The sequence below is a fragment of the Pseudomonas sp. GW821-FHT04C07 genome (genome assembly GCF_059420325.1).
The window spans coordinates 541961-567468 of the sequence record NZ_JBWKTM010000002.1 but is presented as its reverse complement, the minus strand read 5'-3'; the positions used below and the strand labels follow the sequence as shown (position 1 = coordinate 567468).

Annotated in this window: 18 protein-coding genes and 1 pseudogene; 11 read left to right on the top strand and 8 right to left on the bottom strand. The window is 55.2% G+C overall.

Features of this window, described 5'->3' with window-relative positions:
• Positions 1-364: 364 nt before the first annotated feature.
• Together AC07UI_RS06120 and AC07UI_RS06115 are read right to left on the bottom strand one after the other, a co-directional pair.
• On the bottom strand, positions 365-1231 hold the full coding sequence (locus tag AC07UI_RS06120; protein WP_494991624.1) for a patatin-like phospholipase family protein: 867 nt from the start codon (positions 1229-1231) through the stop codon (positions 365-367).
• Between the two features lie 604 nt (positions 1232-1835).
• A complete protein-coding gene (locus AC07UI_RS06115; protein WP_494991623.1) occupies positions 1836-2444 on the bottom strand; it encodes a trimeric intracellular cation channel family protein in 609 nt (202 codons plus the stop codon).
• 447 nt (positions 2445-2891) lie between these two features.
• Between AC07UI_RS06115 and AC07UI_RS06110 the strand changes: the two genes are divergently transcribed.
• Together AC07UI_RS06110 and AC07UI_RS06105 are read left to right on the top strand one after the other, a co-directional pair.
• Positions 2892-3824 carry a GGDEF domain-containing response regulator gene (locus tag AC07UI_RS06110; protein WP_494991622.1) on the top strand — a complete coding sequence of 311 codons (933 nt, stop codon included), beginning with the start codon at positions 2892-2894 and terminating at the stop codon, positions 3822-3824.
• Between the two features lie 163 nt (positions 3825-3987).
• Complete coding sequence (locus AC07UI_RS06105; protein WP_494991621.1) at positions 3988-7734, top strand: response regulator; 3747 nt, start codon at positions 3988-3990, stop codon at positions 7732-7734.
• A gap of 408 nt (positions 7735-8142) precedes the next feature.
• Here AC07UI_RS06105 and AC07UI_RS06100 read toward each other — a convergent pair whose 3' ends face one another.
• On the bottom strand, positions 8143-8508 hold the full coding sequence (locus tag AC07UI_RS06100; RefSeq protein ID WP_494991620.1) for a nuclear transport factor 2 family protein: 366 nt from the start codon (positions 8506-8508) through the stop codon (positions 8143-8145).
• A gap of 112 nt (positions 8509-8620) precedes the next feature.
• Here AC07UI_RS06100 and AC07UI_RS06095 point away from each other — a divergent pair, with 112 nt between their 5' ends.
• Together AC07UI_RS06095 and AC07UI_RS06090 are read left to right on the top strand one after the other, a co-directional pair.
• A complete protein-coding gene (locus AC07UI_RS06095) occupies positions 8621-9568 on the top strand; it encodes an AraC family transcriptional regulator (RefSeq protein ID WP_494991619.1) in 948 nt (315 codons plus the stop codon).
• Positions 9569-10053: 485 nt separating this feature from the next.
• A pseudogene (locus AC07UI_RS06090) lies at positions 10054-10305 on the top strand (site-specific integrase); the annotation flags it as partial.
• 13 nt (positions 10306-10318) lie between these two features.
• Here AC07UI_RS06090 and AC07UI_RS06085 read toward each other — a convergent pair.
• Entirely contained in the window at positions 10319-11533 is a 1215-nt protein-coding gene (locus AC07UI_RS06085; protein ID WP_494991618.1) for a sugar MFS transporter, read from the bottom strand.
• A 435-nt stretch (positions 11534-11968) separates the two neighbouring features.
• On the opposite strand from AC07UI_RS06085, the gene AC07UI_RS06080 reads away from it, so the two are divergent.
• On the top strand, positions 11969-12796 hold the full coding sequence (locus AC07UI_RS06080) for an RNA-directed DNA polymerase (RefSeq protein WP_494991617.1): 828 nt from the start codon (positions 11969-11971) through the stop codon (positions 12794-12796).
• 870 nt (positions 12797-13666) lie between these two features.
• Here AC07UI_RS06080 and AC07UI_RS06075 read toward each other — a convergent pair.
• The 4 genes from AC07UI_RS06075 to AC07UI_RS06060 are packed head-to-tail and all read right to left on the bottom strand — an operon-like array spanning position 13667 to position 18051.
• Complete coding sequence (locus AC07UI_RS06075; RefSeq protein WP_157221356.1) at positions 13667-14848, bottom strand: SAVED domain-containing protein; 1182 nt, start codon at positions 14846-14848, stop codon at positions 13667-13669.
• On the bottom strand, positions 14817-15323 hold the full coding sequence (locus AC07UI_RS06070; protein WP_494991616.1) for a Mov34/MPN/PAD-1 family protein: 507 nt from the start codon (positions 15321-15323) through the stop codon (positions 14817-14819). The genes AC07UI_RS06075 and AC07UI_RS06070 overlap by 32 nt, the downstream gene beginning before the upstream one ends.
• Positions 15320-17038 carry a ThiF family adenylyltransferase gene (locus AC07UI_RS06065; protein ID WP_007996115.1) on the bottom strand — a complete coding sequence of 573 codons (1719 nt, stop codon included), beginning with the start codon at positions 17036-17038 and terminating at the stop codon, positions 15320-15322. Before AC07UI_RS06065 ends, AC07UI_RS06070 begins: the two co-directional genes overlap by 4 nt.
• Positions 17038-18051 (bottom strand): nucleotidyltransferase domain-containing protein, encoded by a 1014-nt coding sequence (locus tag AC07UI_RS06060; protein ID WP_007996113.1) that lies wholly within the window; start codon positions 18049-18051, stop codon positions 17038-17040. Before AC07UI_RS06060 ends, AC07UI_RS06065 begins: the two co-directional genes overlap by 1 nt.
• A 486-nt stretch (positions 18052-18537) precedes the next feature.
• Between AC07UI_RS06060 and AC07UI_RS06055 the strand changes: the two genes are divergently transcribed.
• From AC07UI_RS06055 to AC07UI_RS06030, 6 genes are all read left to right on the top strand, one after another.
• Positions 18538-19608 (top strand): alkene reductase, encoded by a 1071-nt coding sequence (locus tag AC07UI_RS06055; protein ID WP_007996112.1) that lies wholly within the window; start codon positions 18538-18540, stop codon positions 19606-19608.
• Positions 19609-19619: 11 nt separating this feature from the next.
• A complete protein-coding gene (locus tag AC07UI_RS06050; protein WP_494991615.1) occupies positions 19620-20456 on the top strand; it encodes a pirin family protein in 837 nt (278 codons plus the stop codon).
• Between the two features lie 63 nt (positions 20457-20519).
• The gene (locus tag AC07UI_RS06045; protein ID WP_494991614.1) at positions 20520-21104 is read left to right on the top strand and encodes an isochorismatase family protein; all 585 of its coding nucleotides are present in this window, start codon (positions 20520-20522) and stop codon (positions 21102-21104) included.
• Positions 21105-21273: 169 nt separating this feature from the next.
• Complete coding sequence (locus AC07UI_RS06040; protein ID WP_494991613.1) at positions 21274-22779, top strand: efflux transporter outer membrane subunit; 1506 nt, start codon at positions 21274-21276, stop codon at positions 22777-22779.
• A gap of 4 nt (positions 22780-22783) precedes the next feature.
• Positions 22784-23971, top strand: a complete 1188-nt coding sequence (locus AC07UI_RS06035; protein WP_494991612.1) for an HlyD family secretion protein — start codon at positions 22784-22786, stop codon at positions 23969-23971.
• Positions 23972-23982: 11 nt separating this feature from the next.
• On the top strand, positions 23983-25503 hold the full coding sequence (locus tag AC07UI_RS06030; RefSeq protein ID WP_494991611.1) for an MFS transporter: 1521 nt from the start codon (positions 23983-23985) through the stop codon (positions 25501-25503).
• Positions 25504-25508 lie beyond the last annotated feature (5 nt).

Here is a 25508-nt window from a genome sequence, read left to right as displayed (position 1 = left end):
CCGGCTCGGGGCTTGGTTCGAAGCGTCCCTTGGAGATGCTGGGGGCGAGGGCGGAAACGAACGCTGTCGTCGATCTTATCGGTCGACTGGGGGAGAGGAGTGATTGTTTGTCTTCCCCGCCCTTCCAGACGGAAACACAATCTCAATGTGCCCAGTTTATATTGCCGGCTCGGCGGAGGTCTCTGCCGCTCCGCTCTATGTTGCTGAGTGACCGAAGAGGTCTATGGCATTCCTTATTTATCCTCGGCGCTGCTAGGCCGTCCTTTATCCCAAGCTTTTGCGCATATCCATTGCCTTTTTGGGCTGCTGCGGATGGTGCTCGCTACACTCGAATCTCAGGTGTGGCGCTTAGTTCAGCGGAGACTCAATGCTCATGGGCATGTGAATGGATGGTCAGGGCACCAGGTACCTTGGTGCGTTCGAGCCCCCCACGTTCCAGCCACCGGAGGGTCTGCTCATAGGCGCGCTGCAGCAAAGACTCGGTCTGGTCAAAGTTGAACACCGATACATCCACAGGGCACAAGGGCGGGACGATGTGCAGGCTGGTGAGAGTGCGGAAGTGTTCGATGTCGCTCACCAGTTGGCGCATGCTCATCAGATTTACGGTGTGCAGGGCTAAGGCGACCAGGCCTCGGGGCGGTTGTGTTAGGGCGCAACTCACCCCGGTGGGAATTACCACGACGTTGGTGGCTCCCAAGGCTACGGCAGTCGAAATAGGTGTATTGCTTGCCACACCGCCGTCAACCAGGAACTGATCGGCGATTTGTACGCAGGGGAACACCAACGGGATGGCAGCGCTGGCCAGTAACGCCTGCTCAAGTTCGCCACTGGACAGAACCGTCTCGGCACCACTGAGCAGGTCGGTGGTGACGATGTGTAGGGGCAGCGCCGCATCCTCAATGCGATGAATGGGCAGTGCCTGATCCAGCAGTCGATTCAAGGCCGCCGGCTGCAACAGAAAACCACGCCGTTTGATCAGTCCTCTACAGGTATCGAGCCAGGACAGGGGAAAGATGTCCGTTTTACGTAGGCCCCGCCAGAAATTGGCGAGCGCCTCGACGCCTTCGGAATCGGGTCTTGCGGCAAAATAGGCACCGTTGATGGCGCCCACCGAAGCGCCCACCACCATGTCGCATCGAACGTTGGCCTCGACCAAGGCCCGCAACATACCCACTTGGACAGCACCCAAGCTGCCGCCGCCAGCGAATACGATTGCGGTATTGGTAGCCATGGTCGAAGTCTCTGTGCAGAAATGTATCGAATTAGTGTAGCTGGCGGGTCGGGGTTACTTCCGGGGGCTCGCCACATGATCGAGACGTCGCAAGCTTGGAGTTCCGGACGAGACCGAATCCCAATGGAGCCGGGATCAATGCGTAACCATTTGGCGCTTGGCATTTCGAAACGGGTGGATCATAGGCTTAGGGACGCACGACCTACATCATTCTGACGTGGTTGCTCGGCATTCAGCCGCGAACAAACAGCGTCTGCCTCCGTCCTGACCTTGAACACGCCATGCTTGCTAGCCGAGCCTCCTTCGACGAGATCAACGACCCTGTATTGCTTACTGCCATCGTCCAGTCTGGTGGTCTCGATCACCTTGAATCTTGGTTGCATGGTGCGTTCCCTGCTGAAGATTGTGTTCCAGGAGTACCGGTCTGACTCCATGATTTCAATAATTTTGCAGGACTGAGCTGCGACAATTTATGACAGCGTGTCGTGACTCTCATTTCCCAAGCGCTGACGGCAAGCTGCAATGGAGCGTATAGCTCAACTGGATCAGTGCCACAGCGCTGCCAGGTTTCAATAGATCCGACACGGCCGTCACCCCGGACGAATTATCCCTGCTTGGTAGAGAAAATCGCTGGCATTTGAAGATGCCTGTAAATGGCCAAAAACCTCAGGCCGAAGGTGAAAATCAAAGCAATCCAACCGGCGATCCAGACCGACGGGAATATGTTGCGCAACACAACATACAGGGTGCATCCCAGCAAGATTGGCGTGGCATATATCTCACGTGACATCAACAATGAGACTCTTCCGGCCAGGACATCGCGTGCTATACCGCCTCCAATGCTGGTCAGCACGCCCATCATCACTGCCAAAGGCGCGGCAAGGTGGAATGCCAATACTTTCTCAGTAGCAGCCAGGCCGAACAGTGCAGCGGCCAAACCATCGAGATAGAGCAGCAGGCGATAACGTCGTTGTAATCTTTTAGTCAGAAAAAACGCCAACAGCGCAGCAAACAAGGCGGCCCAAATGTAATTGAAATCGGCAATCCAGAAGATCGGTAGACCCAGCAGCAGATCTCGTAGGGTGCCACCACCAATAGCGGTGATGATGCCGAGCACCACAGCACCGAACAAATCGACATCGGCTTTTTGGATAGCCAGCACACCGGTTATTGAAAATACGGCAATGCCTAGCATTTCCTGAAAATAAAGCATCCTGTGTTCCTTTATCGGGTTACCAATCGCCCAACTATGTTGAGACAGTAGCCCAAGATGGGGAAATCGCTTTTTCGGGCACCTGGGCTGGAAGGCGCGGGGCATGTCGCCGCTGTTGGTGCAGGTGTCAGCAATGTGCGAGTAGGGGGTCGCGTCGCCTAAGCGTGTTTTTTTGTACTAGGCTAGTGCAGCAGACTGGGCTGATAGATTTTTGGGAAGGGAGGGGAACTGCTGCTTATCGGTACTACGCAGCTCTTCTGCGACATCGAAGGCTTCCCCCAGTATCAGTAAATTCGTTGGAACTGTGAATCGCGGCAAGCGCTGCTTCTTAACGATAGCCTTGCAGTGACCCCATACACCACGTCGGCGGAAGACGTGTTGATGGCAATGGCACTGCCTACATGATGAAGGGGGCGTGACGCCATTACGGCAAACGATGATTACGATATGGATGAATCGATGTCAGATCTTTTTGCCGAGCAGAACCTGATACTGATTGTTGACGACAGCGTCGATACGATTCGTCTGTTGAGCGGCATGCTCAAAGATCAAGGCCAAATACTGTTCGCCACCAGCGGCGAAACCGGTATTCGTCTGGCCCATGAGCGAAAACCGCAACTGATCCTGCTCGATGTGGAAATGCCCGGTATGAGTGGCTATGAAGTCTGCGCGGCGCTGAAAGGAGACCCAAGCACCTCTGGCTGTGCTGTCATTGTTATTACGGCACATACGGGGGTGGACAGTGAAGTCGCAGCGTTGGCTTCTGGTGCAGTGGATTACATCACTAAACCGTTCAATCCTCCGGTCGTGCGCGCACGTGTTCAGACGCACCTTCGACTGCAACAGCACAATCATTTCTTGCTTCAACTGGCGAATCGGGATGGTCTAACGGGGCTATATAATCGACGCTTTTTTGATGAAACACTCGCATTAGAGTTCGAGCGGCACCGACGGCAGAAAATGCCTTTAGGCCTAATGCTTATCGATATCGATCACTTCAAGGCTTACAACGATCATTATGGTCATCAGGGTGGCGATGAGTGCTTGAAGCGTGTGTCGGCTGCCATTGGTGCTACCACGAGACGACCAGGTGAAGTCGTCGCACGCTATGGCGGTGAAGAGTTCGTGGTCATCCTGCCGCACACGGGAACATATGATCTACAAAAGCACGGGGAGTGGATCTGTAAACAGGTTCGTAGTTTAAACCTCGAACATCAGTCCTCAGCAACCGCCAGCAGCGTTACGATCAGTGCTGGTTTAGCCTCCATTGTGCCTAATCAGAGCGATTCCATGCAGCAACTGATTGCAGCAACTGACCAGGCGCTATACCAAGCAAAGTCAGCTGGGCGAAATCGTGCGGTGATGAGTACGCCGAAGTGATTCGAAACGCTGGCGGGTAGTCGTCAGCGGCAATAGCTTCGTATCTGGCTGAGCTACATTCTACGGGGCGGGCTTAGTGCAATGGCCCCTTGGGTATCCAGTGAGGGGCTTAGAGATATACCTAGAAAGTGCTTTGCTTGATGGTTAACCAAGGAGCAGCAGCTTGCAGACCAAGAAGAGAACGTCCAGTTTTTTTGCAGACGTGTGGTTTGTATGGCCTTGCCTGCTGTTTGTGTTATGCCTGACAACCACATTGGTGGTACTGGTCTCTGACTATCGGACTCGGCAAAAAGCCACCTCGGAACTTGATGCAGAAGTGGTCAGAATTGCCAAAGTGCGCTTTGGGCAGTTGCAACATCGGATTGCAGACTTGCACAACGATGTTTTGTTTCTATCCAAGGTTCCTGCGGTGTCGGGAATGGTTCGTGCTTCCCTTGCCGGAGGTATTGACGCCAAAGAAAGCGACAGCTATGAGGTTTGGACACACCGGCTCGAACAACTCTACAGCGCATACCTCGAAACCAACCCGCACTACTTGCAGGCAAGGCTGATTGGCGTAGCGAATAATGGCAAGGAGTTGGTGCGTGTTGAACACAAGGCTGGAGCTGTGTTGGTGACTCCCGCCGATCAGTTGCAGTTCAAGGGCGACCGCGATTATTTCCAAGCCACCGGTAAACTGCGCCAAGGGCAGGTTTATACCTCAGACTTCAACCTCAATCGTGAGCGTGGCAAGCTGGAACTACCCATCGTACCAACGGTACGGGTGGCAACCCCCATCTATGCCGACGACGGCAGCCTATTCGGTATCGTGGTACTCAATATCGACAGCAACGCCATATTGTCCCAGGTGGGAGAGCGGTTGCCTGATAACTATTCTGCTTACATCGTCAATCAGGAAGGGGACTTTCTGCTGCACCCCGACTCAGCTCGCGCCTTTGGTTTTGATCTGGGTAAGCGCTATCGATGGGAGGATGAATTTAAGGCTGTGAGCCAGTCTGCTCCTGGCGAGAAAGGCCCTGTCCAAAATTGGAGAAGCCAGGCGGGAAGTTTGCTGCATGTTGTGCGGCATGACGAGATGCTGAGCGGTGAGGGTTCGGAGCGCCACCTGACAGTATTTATTGCTGTCAGCGACACAGCGGTCATCGAAAGTGTGGCCAGTTCGAGACAAATCACCCTGTTTACGATGCTGGTCATTTCCGGCATCGCTGCCGGCTTTCTTTACCTGTATGGAGTCAGTACGCGACGTCAGTTGCAAGTAATGATGGAGCAAAGCCGCCTTGCTGCCATTGTCGCCAGCTCTAGCGATGCCATCGTTGGTACAACACCGCAAGGCTTTGTGCTCAGTTGGAACGAGGCCTCAGAGCGCATGTTTGGCTACAGTGAAGACGAAGCAGTGGGCCGCTCGTTAGCAAAGTTGATTGGCTCGCCGGAGCTGATAGCGGAACAGGTGCGCCTGACGGCAGCCATTGAGCGCGGAGAAGCAGTCCCCCATTTTGCTACAACACGACGCCGACGCGATGGTACGACCGTGGACGTCTCTATCGCTGTTTCACCCGTCCGTGAGGCTGACGGTAAAGTGACAGCCGTTGCGCAAACAATTCGTGATATCAGCCAAGAAAAGGCCAACGAGTCTCGGATTCTCTCGCTGAACGCCAATCTGGAGCAGCAGGTCGCTGAGCGTACTGCCCAGTTACTGATCGCCAAGGATCGTGCTGAAGTCGCCAGTCAAGCGAAGAGTGAGTTTGTTGCCAATATGAGTCATGAAATTCGCACGCCGATGAATGCCGTGTTGGGCATAACGCACCTTCTGGCTAATACGTCTTTATCCACCGACCAAAATAAATACCTGCAAATGCTGCGAGGTGCTGGGGAGTCCTTGCTTGAAATTTTGAATGACATTCTGGATTTTTCCAAAATTGAGGCCGGTCACTTAGAGATTGTCCCCATTCCGTTCCAGTTGTGCGATGTACTCAATGCACTAGCGACCATTATGTCCATCAATGCCGTCAACAAGGATTTGGAGTTGGTGATCGGCGTCGAGCCGGATGTACCGCAAGCTTTTATCGGTGATGCACTACGGTTACAGCAAGTGCTGGTCAACCTGGTGGGTAACGCTATTAAGTTCACTGAGCGTGGGGAAGTTGTTGTGCTCGTGCAGCGGGTGGGGAGCGAAGAGGACATCGTCAACATGTGCTTCCGGGTGCGTGATACCGGCATTGGTATGACGAACGAACAACAAGCGCGTTTATTTTCACCGTTTTCCCAGGCAGATACCTCCATCACCCGTCGCTTTGGCGGCACAGGCCTTGGGCTGGCTATTTCGAAGCGTTTGGTTTCCTTAATGGCGGGAACCATCACGATGGAGAGTTCCGTCGGCGTCGGCAGTGAGTTCCAGGTAACTATTCCACTTCGACAAAAAAGCTCCATTGAACACATACAACATCCACAAAATACCTTGGGTGACTTACGCATTTTGGTTGTCGATGACAACGTGACCAGTCGTGAGTATTTGTGCAAAACGATTTTTGGTTGGAACTGGCAAGCCGACGGGGTGGCGTCAGGCGAGCAGGCGGTAGAGCAGGTGCGCGTGCTTGAACGGCGTGGTGAGCTCTATGACGCGGTGATAGTAGACTGGCAGATGCCGGGCTTGAATGGGCTCGAAACCATGCAGGGGATCCGGAGGATACTGCCTACGTATACGCAGCCGATTATCATAATGGTCAATGCATTTGATCAGGGTAAGCTCATGCAAGAGCCTTCGTCGGCGGAGATCGATGCAGTCTTGATCAAGCCCGTTACCAGTTCAAATCTGTTCGATACGCTGCATCAAGCGCTGGCAGCGCGAATAGATCCCCAGGTGTCCGTCCAATTCAAAAGCGAGAGCTTATCTTCAAGTCTGCAATTGGATGGCGTGCTCCTACTGCTGGTGGAGGACAATCCCCTGAATCAGTTCGTGGCAACGAACATACTGGAACAAGCTGGCGCGATTGTGGAGGTCGCCGGCGATGGTCAGCAGGCTGTCGATAGATTGCGTGCCGATCCACAGCGTTATCAAGTAGTGCTAATGGATGTGCAAATGCCAGTCATGGATGGTTTTTCCGCCACCCGAGTTATCCGCAATGAGTTGCAACTGACATTGCCGATATTAGCCATGACTGCGGGGGTATTTGAGTCTGAGCGTGAGCAGTGTGTAACGGCTGGTATGGATGGTTTTATCGCCAAACCCATTGACGTCAAGCAGATGCTGAGCACCATCCGCCAACATGTGCCGACTATCAGCCACGCATCAAAGACGCCAAAAACAATGACTTTAGCACCTTCGATTGACGACCTTTCGGCATTCGATGTTGGGCCGTTACTCGCCGTCGCCAAGAACGACAAAACCTATTTTGACACCCTCATTACATTGATCAAAAGGACTGTAGAGGACGGCGTCGCTCCCATCACTAAAGCGCGTATCGCATGGCAAGAAGGGCGGAGCCGCGATGCGGCGAGCCTGTTCCACACACTGCGGGGAACCCTCGGTACGTTAGGAGCCAGGCGTTTTGCAGAAACATCTCTACAAATCGAATTGGCCATTAACGATAACGACAGGATGCGCGCCGACGCATTGTTTGGTGTGATCACGCTGGATCTGGAGGAAACGCTGACGGCTGCTAAACATTGGATTGCACAACAGGGAGTATCTGAAACGAATGAGAATGCTTCTGCTAACTGGGATCCATCCCAAATAACTGAGTTTTACCTACTGCTCCAGCAACAGAGTTTGGATGCCTGTGAGCTCTACAGCGCTTTGCGGTCGTCGCTTCTATTACAGCTCGGTTACGATCTGGCTAAGGAGTTGGACGCGGCAATGGAGCGGCTGGATTTTCAAACAGCATCGGCGTGCATTCAGTCTGTAATGATCTAATGAAACCGCATTTATTTCGCTACGTTGAAAGCGGATTTTCAAACCATCGACTTCGATGAACTTCATGTCGTCTGAGTTTATCGATTTAGTCATGACGTGTTCCTCGGGTTGCATGCAATATCCCTGTGAGGGGACTTTTTGTGGTCATGCGATGGTTGCAGGCGAGCGCGCGCACTCGCGCAGCAGAAATCTTCGGTCGCCCGCCGAATACGACGCGCGCTTGGGCAGCTCGAAGCTCGCCTGCTGCGGGCGACAGAACGCTATCGACTCTGCCTCACCGGCCCTACACCAGTGCCGTGCGTTCGATAAAAAACAGCGGTGACAAGGCAACGAAAGCAACGAAATTGGAGGCGTTGCGTTCAAGGTCATCCGCATATGGATTGGCCTTCGCCACCGCCATATCCCCACTCAGAACATCGTGTTCGTGTTGTTGGCCGTTTCCGGCACCGGCTGCAGCACGTCCCAGTGTTCCACGATCTTTCCATCGGCATCGAAGCGGAAGATGTCCACGCCTGCGGTTTCCTTGCCGCCCCAGTCCAGATAGCGCACGTGGATGAAAGCCAGGTCGCCGTCGATCGCAATACGCTTAACTTCGCACGCCACTTTCCCAACCTGCTTGATGTAACCGGCGATGAAATCGGTGCCATCCGGAAACAGCGGGTTGTGCTGGATATACGGACCAGCAACTAGACCTGCCAGCAATTCGGACTCGCCCTGGTTGAAGACCCGCGCGTAGATGGTGTCGATTGCTGCCTGAATGCGATCTCTATTCATGGTTTCACCTTTTGGTTGATGTGATCTGTATTTCATCAGTCGCGAAGGAGATGAACAATGTCTAAAACTCGCTAACACATACCAATTCGTCTCATTCTGCTAATATGACGCGATGGACGCATTGAATGGTTGGTTGAAAGCGGTTCGAGCCGATGGCTTGGTGCTGGCGCGCACCCGCGTGGCGGGGCCATGGGGGTTTGCGGTGCAAGCTTGCGAAGCCGTAATGTTTCATTTCGTCGCGGAGGGACGGGCCTTCGTCCGCCAAGCAGACGCGGCAACCATCGAGCTGCAGGCTGGTGAAATGGTCATGTTCCCGCGTGGCCATGCGCATGAAGTTGTGTATTCGAAGCGCGGCCGAGTCATACCGCTCGAATCCTTCCTCGCCCTGCGCGATGGCGTCCTCGACAGCGGTCCAAAGGCCACCACGCTGATTTGCGGTCAATTCAACGTGGATCAGCACCTGGCGCTTCCAGCACTGCGGGCGTTACCGCAGTCGGTGTCGTTGCGCGCCGGAATGGAGCCTGGCAGTTCGTCGCTGAGCGATACACTGCGCATGCTACGTCACGAAGTGGAGACACCGAACTTCGGCAACCATATCGTGGTGCGTAACCTGCTCTCGTGCCTGTTCGTTTACTTCATGCGTAGTTGGGCCGATGCGGCTTCTCCAGCGGCAAACGACTGGTTTTCAGCTTTGCGATCGCCGCAGATGACACGGGTTCTCGCGCGCATACACGAAGCACCTGACCATGCATGGACCTTGGAGGAACTCGCCAAAGAAGCTCGCTTGTCGCGTGCTGCTTTTGCCCGCAACTTCTGCGCCTTGGTGGGCGAGCCACCACACCAATATCTGACGCGTTGGCGCATGGGAATTGCCGCGCAACTGTTGGAGGAGACCGAGCTGCGACTTGGCGAGATCGCCTCGCAAGTTGGCTATAGGTCGGAATTTTCGTTCAGTCGTGCCTTCAAGTTGGCGCGAGGAGTTTCACCGATCCAGTACCGCCGAGCACAACAGAATCAAGCACCCGCAGGTCAGCGCGAGCCTGGGTCGGTTGCGACGTAGTTTTTCGTTTACGCCCCCCCCGTTGACGAGCTAGCTGATCCTGTCGCAGCAGTCAGTGCCTGGGGCTGATCAGAAGCAGGGCCTCCATCAATGCGTAGCGTTCGACTGTCATCCCAGGGTAGTCAACACAAACACTTCTGCTAGCCAGCCCGTTAACTATGAGTGATCAATTCAAACCCGTCTGGTCAGTTCGAATGGAAATGACTGGTCAAGTCGAATGCCAATAGATGGTCAGATGCAATGCAAAGTGGGGGGGGGCAGTGGGGTGCAATTCCCACAACGCCGACTTTGTTATGGGCGGATAGTCTTGGATAGCCTAATGGCTGTATAAAATGGAGATCAGGGACGCTCACATGCGAGGGAGGGCGCAATGTTTTTAAATGATCAAGAGACCGCAACGGATCTTCTGTACTACAACGCCATCGCCAAAACGGTTGTCCGGCTCATTCGGGACACTCCGAATACTCCGATCACAGTAGGTGTTCATGGCGCATATTCTCGTGGAGTCCGGTGAGGCACGAAGCGAACTGACTTGGGAAACCTACGGACGTCGTCTGTACGACTACTTCGCCTTCTTGGAAGCCAATGGCTTGGCCTGGGATGAAGAGAGCCCTGCTAACGGTCTGAGCGTCCTATCTCGTTACCGGGACTGGTCTCAAGGCGAGCTGGGGCTCGATCCTGGCACGGTGAACAAGCGGTTGAATCTGATCGTTAGCTTCTACCAGTGGGCTAGCCGCACGCCAGGGAATGCTAGTGCTTCGGAGCGCGGGCATACCAACCGTAGATTGCGATGCCGGCATAACAGGTCGCTGGCACGCTCAATGCCATCGCGAGCGTCGAGAGATCGGCCGCATACCCTGTCAATGGCGGAATAAATGCCCCGCCAACAATGGCGCAACAGAACAGGCCCGAACCTTCTGCCGCGCGATGACCGAGCCCTGCGGTCGCAAGGGTAAAGATCGTCGGAAACATGATGGAGTTGAACAGCCCGACGGCCAGCAGCGACCATCCGGCAACAACGCCTTGTGTGGTGGCAGAGATCGTCAACAGCACAATGACTGCCGTGGCGGCAAAGGCCAGCAGTTTCCCGGGCGCGAAAGTGCGCATCAGCGCCGAGCCGATAAAGCGGCCAACCAGGGCGCCACCCCAATAGAAGGCAACATGCTTGCCCGCGGCGTCGGCGGGAAGGGCCAGGGTTGTCGGCAGCATGAGGTAGTCGGTGATGAGGCTGCCAATCGTGACTTCGGCGCCGACATAGAGAAATATGCAAGCGGTGCCGAGTGCAAAGCGCGGCTGCTTTAGAAGGTCGAGCGCAGCGAGTGGATTGAGACGTTCAGGTCTTGTTGACGGTTGCAGCTCATTTCTTTTCAGCCAGACGATCAAGGCGACCATGCAGATGAAGAGCGTAATGCTTGCATAGGTGTTGCTGATCACGCTGGCTTCCTGCGACAGGAAGGACGTCAGTTCTGCTGGCGACAATGCGGAGGTATCTACCGCATTGAGGGAGCCCAGGATCAGTATGGCACCCAGGTAGGGCGCGACCGTGGTTCCCAGCGAATTGAACGCATGGCCGAGGGTGAGGCGGCTAGGGGCCGTTGCGGCGGTTCCGAGCAGTGAAAGCAGCGGGTTCGCAACGACCTGAACGGTTGTCACGCCAATCGCAAGCACAAAGAGGGCGCCGAGGAAGGCTGGAAACAATGCGGACTGGGTGGCAGGAATGAAGAGCAGGCATCCACCAGCCATCAGCAGCAACCCAAGGACGGCCGCTCTCATGTAGCCGATTCGCGAAATGAGCAGGCCTGCGGGTATGGCGAAAATGAAATAGGCAAAAAAGAATGACGACTGCACAAGCATGGCCTCGGTATAGCTGAGGCTGAAGAGGTGCTTGAGTTTTGGCACCAGGACATCGTTAAGGCTGGTGATGCTGCCGAGGATGAAAAACAGCGCGAACACGTAGGTGCTCATCTGTTGGGCGTGGGGTGTTGCCAAACTGTTGGTGACAGTCGCGCTAGCACTAGCATTCGTCATCACGGGCTTCCTTTCTTGTGATTGTTACTTTCAAGGAAAGCTCTATCGAGCCTCGGGCACCTTGACAGTGAGACAGCGCTATCTTTGTGCGGTGAAGTACTCGCCAAAGGAGGGTGCGCTGCCATCTGATTTTTTGTCTGTAGCCGCTACCGCTCACCCAAAGTCCGGGGCCAGTCGTTAGAGGGCGCTACCTTAGTGCCTGACTTTTCGTTTGGCAAGCCGCTGGATCTTTTGGGGGTTATGCCGAGATAAGGGGCAAATTCGCTCATTTGGTCTGCAACTATTTGTCGGGATTGAAAATTCCGGAGACAACGCAATAGGCGTCCGCGGATTGGCCGAGGTGGCCAGCCATTCAGGAGGAATTGAGGTGGTTTGCACGTTTATGGAACAACCACCAAGAGCACAATCTCTCGCAGCATTCCTGGAGCAGGGGGTAGCCTGAGGGCAATTGAGCTGACGAAATTCAGTGACCTGTATGAGGAGCGCGTGCGCCAATCGGCAGGAGCACGCTATGCACTGGTCACTGATATTTCGAGCTATTTCCCCACGGTGTACACACATACCATTCCATGGGCGCTTCATTCCAAGCCAGTCGCCAAGGTGAGCAGGGCAAAAACTGCAGAGTTTTTCGGTAATGTCCTTGATAGCCGGTGCTCGGGTACCCAGGATGGGCAAACTATCGGCTTACCCATCGGGCCTGACACGTCACACATCGTTGCGGAGATCATTGGAGTAGCCATTGACGATGCCATCCGGAAAGAACTCGGTGGATGGCCAAAGGGATTCCGCTATGTTGACGACTTCACGTTCTTCTTCAACAGGCGGGAGGAAGCCGAAAAAGCGCTCGCCGTCATTATCAAATGCGTCAGTGCGTTCGAGCTGCAGATCAACGCGTCCAAGACAAAAATCATCGAGGTGCGCGAGCTTGTCCAGGAATCGTGGAAATACAGCCTGAAGAAGCTGAAAGTCTCTCCGAAAAGGCGCCAGCAAAAGGACGACATCCACCACTATTTCGAAGTGCTGTTTTCCCTGGAGTCGAAATTCAAAGACGAGAGCCTAGTCAAGTACGGGTTGAAGCAGCTGTCGTCGACCATTATCAAGAAATCAAATTGGGCAATCGCAGAAGCTTACCTTCTCAAATGTGGCTATGGTTTCCCTAACACACTCCGATTGAGAGCGAAGGAGTTCGGTGAAAGCTGAGAACGAGATCGGTGATCGTAGAAAATCTCCAAAGGCAGAAGCTCCGCCCCGACACATGATTTAACATAATATACATTATGCGCACCTATGGATTCTCCTTGTGGGGCTCTGCTCGATGCTTTTCACCAGGTGATCAGGCTGGCCAGGCCGAATAGCGCTCAGCATGGAGTTTGTGCACAGATTTCACGGATCGCTATACACAGAACAGCCCAACACCCGCTAATTTAGAGTTTTACTACCATCCGATACCCAGGTAGCTCGTCAGAGTTGGGCTGGATGAAAGCTTAGTAAAAAGCCTGTCCGGTACCGTTGTTAACCACAATTTTGACTTGTTAACTACCGTAGTTAACAAGTCAAAAAACAAGTTTACACAGTGGTACTGAACCTGCGTGTTAACCTTGGTTTGTCTAGCTCGTCTGGGAATTCAAAGGTCCGTATCGCTATACGAATTGTGTAGTTTGCCGGTTGAAATGGTTGCCCCTATTATCACTCGTGTTTCACTGTCAATAGCGACAGTAATCATCGGATTCGGTAGGCGTTGCCCCTCCATATCTATCAATAAAACGTCGAGCTCAAACGTACAAATTTCTACGGGCTTCTTTTTGCACCCTGCTAAATTAGGTTTGTGCTCACCAGAGCGTCATGAAGCGTCATGACTGACAAGTGATTTGTGCGTTTGAGGATAGTCTATGCACCACCGACCGCCAGAGGCACCTTAACAGGTCCTATATGGAGAACATCAGCTAACTCAACTAAACATCTATTTAGTTGAGTTAAGTCGAGTACTTCGGGCCCTATCTCGTAATACCACTTCCTAGAGCTCTCCCCCTTCCCTCACCAACTCACTGAAATCACCGAATAGCAGTCATATCACTTTAACTGCAATGCTCGCTTCCATTCAGGCGCCTGCCATTCCCACACATGAATCTCCTCGAAAGTCTTAGGTAGCAACATACGACCAATCTCGATGCTCGCCGATAAAGGTGTCGCGGGGTAGATGTGCACTATACGAGCCCCCGCTCCTGTTAGTCGCTGAAGGAAGCCATCGAATTCGCGACGGAAGCTCAGTAGGTGCTCTTCCTTGCGGATGATGCCACGGTTTGGCAGTTCGGCACGGAACTCGACAACCTCACGATCGACAGGAAATGCGACCTTACCCGAAATGCTAACAACCACCGACACCTCGCGCGGTAGCACTTTGGGCACGTCATAGATGTAGCTGGGCTCAGGGCACGTGTCGCGCTTGTCCCATAGCCAACCGTCGTTGGGCAGGTCCATGACGTTAGCACGGGTCTTGTCGCCAATCAGCGCGCCGATTTTCATCAGCATCGGTATCGGCGCAAATCCGGCAATGGTTAAGTGCGCATTACCGTTACGGTCGACGAGGGCGGGCTGGATGAGTCGGTCATAGTGCGTGGTAAGCGCCTTCTCTGCACGAGGCCAGAAGTCCGGGTCGTTGTCTTGGAAGTCGAAGTCGCTGCGGTTGATGTGGATGTGGCTACCCTGGGGGAACAGCTTATAGTTGCTGTTCTCCAGCATCGCGAAGTGAATCTGGTCCACGTCGATGTTGGTCACATGCTGCCCAATTGGGAACGTCACCAGCAGCGGCAAACTCTCCATCACGCCCGTGGCGGAGTAAATGCGCTCGATACGGGCCTCATGCTCACGTTTCATGGCTTGGAGCTGCGGTGTGGTGAACTTGTTGTTCCTGCCATGCCGGTCGATACGCCCGTGGCAGTCAAAGCAGGCCAGCATCAGGTTGCTGACGTCTTTGGCTAAGCGCTCCGACTCGCCCTTCTCGCCCCGTGCGCCTCCAGGACTATCTGCAATGATGTGCGCATGCTCGCCTGTGAAGGCTCTTTCTTTGGTCAAAAAGTCGCGCCCCACGGGCTTGCAGCAGCCACGGAATTCGCAGCGACCCGCAGCCGCCACCCACAGGTCACGCCGTACATCGACGGGGATGCGAGCTCGGTCCTGGCTTCGAGTTTCTTTCGTCTGAGCAGGTATTTTTAACGTCGCCTTATCCTGTGGCATGGTTTTCTTCGTTGCCAATCTTCTTCTCCAGTTTCAACTCTCGAAACGTGCCCCGGCGGCTCAGTGTCCAAATGCGGATGCTTCGCGTGCCGATGATGGGAAAAAACAGGTGATCGCCTTCAAACGTGTCCCCGGACACAGCCTGCTCCCAGTCTCTTCGATCAATACTACTGGGTGTCGGGTCGAGTTCAGGGTGCGTGTGCCACAGCCCGAGGTAGGCCGAAGTGTGCCCCTGCTCTAGCCAGCGCTGGCGCGCGATGTGCTCGTGTGAGGACGATCGAAAGAAACTGAACCTGCTGCGGCGGTCGCTGCTCTGGGGAGTGGACACTTCGTCGACGACCACATCGTGTGAATCCAGTAGGTGGCGACCTAGTAGTACTCCTCCGGCCTCGCGGTGCCAGCAGCGTCGCTGCGCGAACGCTTGCATCTGCTGCCAAGCGTGTTCGACAATGATGAGCCGCTGGGTCGGCGTGACACGATAAACCAGCCTCATGCCATCTCCTCAGGCGCACGACAGTGGCGGCACGCGCGACCGAAAATCTTCCTCGTCGCATCTTCGGGGAGTGTTGTTCTTGCACTCTGGAACCAAGGCGTTGTGCGTAGACCATGCTGGGCAGCTGCCCGGCCTTCTCCTACCCAGAAGTGATAGGAGGGATCTCGCTCCTGCTTGCCAACTGCTACCGCCGTCATCGCCGAAAGAATATGCTCAGCTGCCAGCAAACCCGTGCGTCTGGCCTGTATTGGGCCAAACGGGACAAATGCACCAGCACAACCCGTGAGATTGCGGGTGACAGGCTGGTTTGGCTCCAGAAAGGACGTTCGCGACGCCAAGGATGGTTGGCCCTCATCGTCGCGATAGGCGCAGTCGAGGCAACCTTCACCTTTAGTCCACATCAGCACCGAGTGCCCACCCAAGTCCAGGGCCTCCAGCCAGGTAAAGACGATAGGCAAGTCAACCCGCTTGTCTTTGAGTACCCGCGAGAATGATCGCTCGATTGACGGTGCGCCAAACGCGAGAACGATACCGTCATATTTGCTGATGTTGGCAGTTTTGTGCCAGTTTTGGGCTGTAGTGCAGACTGGAGTTATCTTTAATCCCGGGTAACGCCGCTCCAGCGCTAGTTGTAGGCCCGCTGGCTTGCCAATGTCGATGTACAGGGGCTCCAGAAGGTGCCGAAAGACGTTGTCCTCCGAATACTCATCGTGGTCTACCACCGTGATTTTCCCCACTCCCGCTGCCGCCAAAGTATCGACTACAACACAGCCGATAGCACCTGCCCCTAGTACGACCACATGCTTCCCGAGTAAGTCCAGAGACGCGCCGCCACGCTCGCGCATATAGTTAGGAGTATGTCGGCGCATGGTTAGCGGCGAGACCGGTGACTTCTTGTCAACTACCCCGCGGTGCGCACCAAAGGCAATACCGACCAGCGACCGACCGCCGGCTTGTCGAGGTACCGACACCAGCAGGGCCAGCTGCTTGGGCGAGTTCTTAGATGGGCCGAACAATTCGCCCCAAAGCTTTAGCTGGTCAAATGACAGACGCTGGTGAACACCCTCGATGAACGCTGTTGTCAGCATGTCCGGCAGTGTGGGCGGCAACGCCAGCGCGTCTAAGTGAACGTACAAGACCCGTTGCCCCGCGAGCTTGTTACTACGGACCTCCCAAGGCAACTCGGCGTCTCGCTCCGTGAAATACCACTTCGACTTACCAAGTTTCGAGTTCACGAATCCCTTGACCATACGCGAGTTGCCGTCGACCTCGAAGTAGGCGCGAGAGCGCAGTGAGTCCGGTAGGTGCAGCCAGTACCCCTCAAGCTCGTTGAAGAACTCAGCGTGGCCAGTGGTTGCATCCTCTGCTGAGTTCTCGAGCAATTCATATGCTTTGAGGACTGTGTACGCCACGATGTCGGCGTGACGGCCAGGGTCGAGCGACAGTCCCTGTCCGTCGTCGATGCACACCACGCCGGTGTAGCTAACATGTGCGAGCGGCTCCTCCGGGGGTAGAGTCCAAACCTTTGGCAAGCGCAACTGTGCCTCGTCGCAATCGACGTACACAGGCCAAGTGCGCATTGCGCCTTTGAGCTCAACTCCCAGGTAATTCTGTGCTGGGTTGTCTAGGCGATCAACCTCGATGCCATGCAAACCACAAGCAGTCCTGACAGCCTCAAATGCGGCATCGACCTTTGTGGGGGCGGCCGACGACATCAGGCGGAGTTCCCGGTGCTGATGACGGCGGCCGAAACCGCCTTGGCAGTCTCAGACTTCGTGGGCACCTTGAAGTCGTCGCCGAACTGCTTCTTCAGGTATCCACAGGCGTCCTCGGGCAGGTCCTCGTCATACGCCTTCTGCAGGGCGTCGCGAAGCGACTCGAGTTTCTCTTTGAGTTTTTTCATCTGCGCGGCGGTTCGAGTGGCCATAAGATCGTAATACGGCTCCACCGGCATGGTGACCTTCAAACGCAGGTGCAGGCCATCGTCCTGACTGAGTTCGTAGGTGAATTGGTCCAGCATCGTATTAACCCAGTCCAGCATTGCCAGCAGGTCTACCGGCTTGCCGGACGTCCCGAAGTTTGGTTTGAACCAGTGAAGTGCAGCCACAGTGAGGGCAATGCTCAGCGGTGCGCCGGTGCCCTGGAACTGAACCTGCCGCCAGCGTTTAAGGTAGCGGATGCAGCGGCGGTACTGGGCCAACTTGTCGGAGTCCTCAAACGCACCGCAGACTCGTTTGGTCAGTTCCTTCGGGTCGGAGATCTCCCAAATGGAGTGCTCCTCGGCCGAATTCTCCTTGCCCTTGGCCAAGTAGAGCTTGCCGTCAACGCCCTTGGTGTAGATGGCCAAGTCGACGTGGTATGCAATATCACCACCGCTCATGTAGTTGACGGTCACGCACGGCCGACGGATGACCACTGTGCGAAAGTTTGAGTTCACCGCATCGCGCACCAACTTCTTAAGTACCACCGGGTCGGGGTATTCATCCTTTGTGCAGTCGAAGATGAGGCCAACGTCAATGTCGAAGTTGCCATCCAGCGGCACTACACCGGTGTGCATGGAGTAACTGCCCTGATTGAAGTTGACGAACGATGGCACGTCGTCGCCTAGCTTCTCCCTCAGTGTGGTAACGATAGTATCGCGCTTCTCGCGGAGGGTCGCCTTCTCATCGTCCTCGTCGAAACAGATGGCGCTGTGAAAATCTTCGAACTGTTTTTGCACTGATGGCATGCGTCCTCCTTGATCGACGGTTTGTGGCAGCCATTGGACAATGGCTTCTGTGGTTTACCTGTATGTGAAGGCTAGTTCAAGTATTTCAAGGGCTACTGCTTGAGCGTCTGCTTACAGGTTCCGAGTGCGTCAATGGCTATGTCCGCTTAGGGTTTTCAGCCCTTTGTGGGAGACCTCAATCGGCAAAGACATACGTTCGGAACCGGTTAATTTCGGCCAATGAATGTCTGGGTCATAAATGGATCTGTGAACATGGGCCTCCCTCCCCCCCTTCTCAAACTCCTTTTCGAGACATCGGAGACCAGCGCCAATCGGTCGATACCTGACGAGTTTGCCAGAATGCTCAAATTCATTTTTGTCTGAACGTAATCGCGGAGTCCTCTAAAGATATTGCTCCATCAGTGGATCAGTCATTTCAATTTTGCCCAGTTTATCCCGGGTCAGGATTGATCAATGATGGCTCCATCACTACTGAGGAGCCCCACAATGAATTCTCTCTTTTCTCAAGTCCAGGTCAGTCGCTACACCCTCTCCAATCGTATGGTCATGGCCCCTATGACGCGTTCGCGTGCCGACGATGCCGGTGTGCCGAGCGAACTGGTTGCGACTTACTATGCACAGCGTGCCAGTGCCGGCCTGATCATCAGTGAAGGCGTGTTCCCCACTGCAATGGGCAAGGGTTATGTCCGTACCCCTGGTATCGAAACCGCCGAGCAGGTCGCTGCATGGAAGCACGTCACTGAGGCCGTGCATGCTCGTGGCGGACGGATTTTCATGCAGTTGATGCACAGCGGGCGCATTTCGCACCCTTCGTTGCTGCCGAATGGCGCCCTGCCACAGGCACCTTCCGCGATCAACCCCGCTGGCCAGACCTGGACCGCGACGGGCCTTCAGGATTTTGTTACCCCCCATGCACTGAGCGTGGTTGAGATTGCCGCGGTCATTGAAGGCTATCGCCAAGCGGCGCGCCTGGCCATGGAAGCAGGCTTCGACGGTGTCGAGTTGCATGCCGCGTCGGGCTACCTGCCAGAACAGTTTCTCTCAACTGGCAGCAATCAGCGCACGGATGAGTACGGTGGATCGGTTGAAAACCGTGTGCGTTTTGTATTGGACGTGCTGTCCGCTATCGCGACGGAAATCGGTGGTGACCGGGTGGGTCTCAAGATCTCGCCTGAAATGAATTTCAACGACATCGTCGATGCCAACCCGCAAGAAACCTACACCTATCTGGTCGAGCACCTGCATGGGCTGAATCTCGCCTATCTACATGTCGCCCTGTTCGGCGCCAATGTCGACTACCACGCCTTGTTACGTCCACTGTTTGACGGCAGCTACTTGATCGGTGGCGGACTCGATCATCACTCCGCCGAATCCCTGATCGCTGACGGCCGCGCCGATGCTGCCGTATTTGGCAGCGCATTCCTCGCCAACCCGGATCTGCCTGAGCGTTTTCGCACAGGCGCTGAGCTCAATGTTCCGGATAAAAATTCGTTCTACGCACCGGGTGCGCAAGGGTACATCGACTACCCGACTTTGCCCGCAGCGCAAGGCGTCTGAGGAGCACAGTCATGTCACCCATTGCACGTCTGCAACGCATGAATCACGGCAGTCAGTTCCGGGCTTTCAGTCTGCGTGGAAATCAGTTCGCCAAGCCTATCGACCCCTTCCTTGCTGTCGATCATGCCTGGATCAGCGGGCCAACTTTTCCACCACACCCGCATGCCGGTTTCTCAGCTGTGTCCTATCTGTTTCTAGATTCCGAGACCGGAATTGAAAACCGGGACGCGCTGGGTAATCGCAACCTGATTAAACCCGGTGGGCTGCATTGGACGGCGGCGGGTAAAGGTGTGGTGCATGAGGAGGTACCGGCCGAACCGGGTAAGACGGTGCACATGCTGCAAATTTTTATCAACTTGCCGCAGGAGCGCCAAGCAGACGCGCCGTTTGCGCTCACTCTCGAAGCGCAGGAAGTGCCCGTGGTGCGATTGCCTGGGGTCAAGGTGCGCGTGCCACTGGGCAGTTTCGCTCAGGTGTCGTCGCCCTTGTCGGTACCCACCGAAGTCAGCGTGCTGGACATCTCTCTTGAAGGCGGCGCTGAAGTCAGCGTCCCGACCCCGGAAGGTCACGTGGCGTTCGTGATGCCGATTGACGGCGAAGTGCTGGTCGACGGGCTTCCCTTCAATCTCAGCGAACTCACGCTGCCGGTGAGTCTACCGCTGCGTGACGATCGCGTGGTTGGGTTGAGCGCTCCTAGGGGCAACGCCAAGGCCGTGTTGTTTTCTGGTGTCCCGTTGAACCAACCCGTGTTTTGGCAAGGACCACTGGCGCTCGCCTCTCAGCATGCGCTGGCTGAAGCCATTGACGGCTATCAGCGTGGTGCATTCGGAAAGCTACAACCTCGTTGATTGATTGAAACAACCCCAATCCGGGGCGTTAGGTGCCCCGACTTTACTGCCAGGAGAATCATCATGACGTACGAAAAATTCAGTGCTGAAAATGCCGCCTTGCTGTTGATCGACCACCAGGTGGGGACCATGGGCTGGGTAAAATCCATTCCCTTCGAAGAGCTCAAACGCAACGCGCTGATGCTCGCCAAAGCGGCGGCCATTCTGAAGCTTCCGGTGGTCCTGACCTCTAGCATGGAAGAGTACGCTCAGGGACCGCTGCTGAGTGAATTGGAGCAAATCCTCCCGGCCCAATTCGCTTCCCGCATTAAACGCTTGGGTATCGTCAACGCCATGGACGATGAACACTTCGCCGCCGCCGTCAAAGCCACAGGGCGTAAAAAACTCATCATTGCCGGTGTCACCAATGACGTGTGCACGGTCTATCCGGCGCTGAGTCTGGTGCGCGAAGGGTATGACGTTCAGGTGGTGGCCGACGGTGGTGGCTCACCAAGTGTGATGGCCGATGACATCGCGCTGCGGCGGATGGATAAGGGCGGCGTGACGCTCACAAGCACCAACCAACTGATTGCGGAACTCGCCGGAAGCTGGGCAACCCCAGAAGGCGGGCAATTGGTGCAGGTACTCATGGAAGCGCTGCAAGGTTAAGGACGTTTCTGGCTGGCAGAATCTCCAATTCCGGTTCTGCCACCCTGAAACGCCGCACAACCTTTGATCAAAGCAGCCCCGCCACACATCCCGGAGATGGGCCATCTGCGTTCCGTGTCATGGCACACATCGCACTGCCCCCACCTTGCTGAGTCGGAGAATATCGCTCATGAACAGCCCCAATGCACAGGGTCCAACGGATGTTCGATCCACTAATCGGCTCGCCCCACGAGCGTCGTTGGCGATGATGTTGCTCCTGCTCGCCGGATGCTCCTTCAGTGACCTGAAGCCGCAGTCACATCTGCTCGCGCCCACCGATGTCAGCCAGACACTTGCCGACAGTGCAATCACGCTGTCCCCGGCGGCATGGCCCTCTGAAAACTGGTGGATCAGTTTCAAGGATCCGCAACTCGATGCTTTGATCATGGAGGCTTTGGCGAACAGCCCTTCCCTGCGATCAGCGGCGGCGAAAGTGCGTCAGGCCAACGCTCTGGAAGCTATTGAAGGCGCCGGGTTACTGCCTCATGTCGATGCTGCGATGAGCTCGACACGCGAGCGTTTCAGCTCCAACGGCACCACACCTGTGCCGGTAAGGGGCACTTGGCAGAATGTCAATCAGGCCACCCTGAATGTGGGTTATGAGCTGGACTTTTGGGGCAAAAATCGTGCGGCCGTTGAAGCCGCCGTAGGCCGTCGACATGCACTTGAAGTCGATGAGCGTGCGGCGGTGCTTTTGCTATCGGCATCGATCGTGCAAACCTACATTGCGTTGCAGAACAGCTATGAACAAATGGATGTGGCTCAAACACTGTTGGCACAGCAGGAGCAAATCGAGAAACTGACTCGGCAGCGTTTCGCAGCTGAACTGGATACGCAGATCGACATCAAGCAGTCCCAGGCTTCCCTGCCTGCCAGTAAAGCCAATATTGCCGCACTGAAAGAATTGATCGAACTCAACCGGAACAAACTTGCTTCCTTACTGGGCAAGGGGCCTGACCGGGGACGGACAATCACGAGACCCCAGCTTCAGTCCAGCAATAGCGTGGTGCTGCCGACCAATCTACCCGCCGAGTTGATCGGTCATCGTCCTGATGTTGTTGCGCAGCGTTGGCGCGTCGAAGCCTCGGGCCATGAAATCGATGTGGCAAAAGCTCGTTTCTATCCTGACGTTAACCTGACGTCATTCATCGGTCTGCAAAGTCTTGGTTTTGATACTTTCAGCGAGCGCAGCAGCCGAATAGTCGGATTCGCCCCAGCGATCAGCCTTCCGATCTTCGAAGGCGGTCGATTGCGCGGGAACCTGGACGCCCAGGACGCTGCATACGATCTGGCGGTCGAGAACTACAACCAGACAGTCATCGATGCCCTCCGCGATATCGCCGACCAGTTGTCTTCACTGCGTTGGTTAAAAGAACGCCTGACTCAGCAAAATGACGCCGTAGCCACTGCACAGGCAGCTGCCGACCTGGTGAACAAACGGTACGCAGCAGGACTGGCAACCTATCTGCAGGTACTAGCAACTGAGAACTCAACGTTGACCGAAACACGTCAACTGGTTGATCTGAAATCCAGAGCACTTTCCCTTCAGGCCAATCTGAGCCGGGCGTTGGGGGGCGGCTATATGCCTGAAATCCCTGCCCCCGAAAACGCCTCTCCTTCCTTGGCAGGTAATTGATGTTATGACTACAGAATCGCCCTCCCCAGCCGCCACCCAACAGCGAACATTGTACCGCCCCACACTGCTGCTGATTGTGGCCATAGCCTTTCTGGTCGCCGCCTTGTGCGTTGCCTACCTGCTGAGACTGGATTCCGAATCCACGGACGATGCCTATGTCGACGGCAATGTTGTTCAGGTGACTTCACAAGTCAGCGGTACGGTGACGGCAATCAGCGCCGACAACACCGATCATGTCGACACCAACTCGCCACTGGTGACATTGAACGCCGTGGATGCCGAAATCCACTACGAGCGCGCCACGTCGAACCTGGCTCGTGCAGTTCGTCAGGCACGCACCCAGTACTATCAGGTCCAGCAACTTCAGGCTGAAGTCGACCAGCGTCAAACCGACGTACGCAAGGCCCAGGAGGATGTACGTCGACGCAGTCAACTCGCCGCTAGTGGTGCCGTATCTCGTGAAGAGATCAGTCACACCGCAGATGTACTCAAAAACGCTGTCGCGGGGCTTGAGGGCACCAAACACGCCCTCGCCGTTCGGCTCGCAATGGTCGATGGCACCACACTTCCTACTCACCCGGATGTGCTGGTGGCGGCAAGCAACCTGCGTGATGCTTACATCGCCTTGCATCGCACCCAAATCTATTCGCCGGTTACAGGTGTAATCACCAAACGCACTGTGCAGGTCGGACAAAAAATCACTCCGGGCGTAGCGCTGATGTCGGTGGTGCCTGTTGATCAAGTCTGGGTCAATGCCAACTTCAAGGAATCGCAGATTGAAGACTTGCGTATTGGTCAACCCGTTGAACTGCGCGCGGATGCCTACAGCCGCAGCGTCATATTCCACGGGACCATTATCGGCCTGGATGCCGGTACCGGCAGTGCTTTCTCCTTGCTGCCAGCTCAGAACGCTACTGGCAATTGGATCAAGGTGACTCAACGGGTGCCGGTACGGATCGCGTTACGGCCACAGGAAATCTCACAGAACCCCTTGCGTCTGGGGTTGTCCATGCGCGTCGTGGTCGACACCACCGATCGCAATGGCCCCGTCCTGAACAAGACAGCTTCACAGCAACCGATTTACAGCACCGAGATTTTCAAGAACGAACTTCAGGACGCCAATGAAGTTGTGGAACGCGTGATCAGTGCCAATGAGGGTAGTGACCATGACCCCAAAAATCTGAAGTTTTGACGGGGGGGATCATGTACAGAAAACACGCCGCCTTATTGTTCACTGTGGGCCTGCTCTGTGCGTTGGAATATTTGCAGGCAGGCATGATCGCTTTTGCCTCTGCACCGATTCGCGGCGAAATCGAGGCCAGCCCTGAAGAATTCAGCTTAGTGGCCGCCCTCTATGCCTGTATCGCGGTGGTGGTGATCTCGAAACAGCATTGGTTGACGGAGCGCCTGGGCTGGCGCAACTTCATGCTCGGCTCAATCAGCGTTTTCGTACTGGGCGCTTTCGTGTGCGGTGTAAGCGTTGATTTGACCAGTTTTACCGTAGGCCGAGTCGTCATGGCTCTGGGTGGAGCCTCGTTCATGACTTCAGCGCGCCTCATGATCAACCTGCTTCCCCCTGGTCCGGGCCGATTCACGGGTATCAAAGTGTTTGCCACCGGACTCGCCGGCGGGACGGCTGCGGCACCTTTTGTCTCGTCATTGGTGGTGGCCGAAAATACCTGGCACGCGATCTTCTGGATATTGATCGTCGGCGCCTTGGTTGCAGCAACCCTTTGCGTACGTTTTCTGCCTACCAGCCCTATCCCTAAGGAAGACCGAACCCCCACGAGTCTCGCAAGCATTCTCTTGTTGTCGGTCAGTAGTTTCTTTCTGCTCTACATTTTACAGCGGTCCTACTACGACTTTTATAACGACACCTTCATCCTCGTCGGTTGCGCATTTTTGGCAGCACTGGGCGTGTACACCTTTTTCCACGCCGAACACATCAAGGCAAAGCCCTTCCTGAAGATCAGAGACTTGATGCGGCCACGATACCTCCAGGGCGTGGCGCTGTTTTGCTACGCCTACGTTGTACTGGGCGCGAATAACTACATCTTGCCGTATTTCCTGCAAACGGGGCTTGGCTACTCCTGGGACACCATCGGTACATTCCAGGCCATCGGACTGACCGGCACCCTGGCCACCTGGGTCATCATGGCGACTCTCCTTCCAAAGTACCCTGCCCCTAAGAAGTTCTTCATTCTGGGATTCATTGCGCTGGGTGGCTTTGGCTGGCTGCTGTCCTCGCTGACGCCCAGCGCCAATCTGTGGTCGAACATTCTGCCAGCATTGATTCTCAATGGATGCTTTGTGATGTTGGTGATGTCGACCGCGGCCATGCAAACCTTTCGGGACGTGATGCAAGAGGAGAAGCTCTTCGCGCACGCCTATCAGGTCAAAAACATGATGGGACAGATCGCCATGGCGATTGGCACCACGGCCGCCACACTGTTCCTGCAATGGCGTACGACCCTGCAATACAACAACCTCAACGTGCATTTCAGCGCCAGCGACCCTCTCTATGTGGAGCAAACTCAACAACTGGCGCAAGTACTGTCATCCGAAGTGGGCGCAACGACAGCGAACCAAATCTCGGTGGCGATGCACGCACAAATGCTGCAGCAGCAATCGACCCTGGTCGCCAGTCTGGAATATTTCTGGGTCGTGATCGGCGTGGCGGTGATCGCGCTGATCATTTCAGTCACGCAGAAGACTTTCAGATGAACCAG

Excerpts from the sequence above, each read along its gene's own strand:
- AC07UI_RS06120 (WP_494991624.1), bottom strand. The coding sequence starts at position 1,231 with ATGGCTACCAATACCGCAATCGTATTCGCTGGCGGCGGCAGCTTGGGT.
- AC07UI_RS06115 (WP_494991623.1), bottom strand. The coding sequence starts at position 2,444 with ATGCTTTATTTTCAGGAAATGCTAGGCATTGCCGTATTTTCAATAACC.
- AC07UI_RS06110 (WP_494991622.1), top strand. The coding sequence starts at position 2,892 with ATGGATGAATCGATGTCAGATCTTTTTGCCGAGCAGAACCTGATACTG.
- AC07UI_RS06100 (WP_494991620.1), bottom strand. The coding sequence starts at position 8,508 with ATGAATAGAGATCGCATTCAGGCAGCAATCGACACCATCTACGCGCGG.
- AC07UI_RS06095 (WP_494991619.1), top strand. The coding sequence starts at position 8,621 with ATGGACGCATTGAATGGTTGGTTGAAAGCGGTTCGAGCCGATGGCTTG.
- AC07UI_RS06085 (WP_494991618.1), bottom strand. The coding sequence starts at position 11,533 with ATGAGCACCTACGTGTTCGCGCTGTTTTTCATCCTCGGCAGCATCACC.
- AC07UI_RS06070 (WP_494991616.1), bottom strand. The coding sequence starts at position 15,323 with ATGAGGCTGGTTTATCGTGTCACGCCGACCCAGCGGCTCATCATTGTC.
- AC07UI_RS06065 (WP_007996115.1), bottom strand. The coding sequence starts at position 17,038 with ATGTCGTCGGCCGCCCCCACAAAGGTCGATGCCGCATTTGAGGCTGTC.
- AC07UI_RS06060 (WP_007996113.1), bottom strand. The coding sequence starts at position 18,051 with ATGCCATCAGTGCAAAAACAGTTCGAAGATTTTCACAGCGCCATCTGT.
- AC07UI_RS06055 (WP_007996112.1), top strand. The coding sequence starts at position 18,538 with ATGAATTCTCTCTTTTCTCAAGTCCAGGTCAGTCGCTACACCCTCTCC.
- AC07UI_RS06050 (WP_494991615.1), top strand. The coding sequence starts at position 19,620 with ATGTCACCCATTGCACGTCTGCAACGCATGAATCACGGCAGTCAGTTC.
- AC07UI_RS06045 (WP_494991614.1), top strand. The coding sequence starts at position 20,520 with ATGACGTACGAAAAATTCAGTGCTGAAAATGCCGCCTTGCTGTTGATC.
- AC07UI_RS06040 (WP_494991613.1), top strand. The coding sequence starts at position 21,274 with ATGAACAGCCCCAATGCACAGGGTCCAACGGATGTTCGATCCACTAAT.
- AC07UI_RS06035 (WP_494991612.1), top strand. The coding sequence starts at position 22,784 with ATGACTACAGAATCGCCCTCCCCAGCCGCCACCCAACAGCGAACATTG.
- AC07UI_RS06030 (WP_494991611.1), top strand. The coding sequence starts at position 23,983 with ATGTACAGAAAACACGCCGCCTTATTGTTCACTGTGGGCCTGCTCTGT.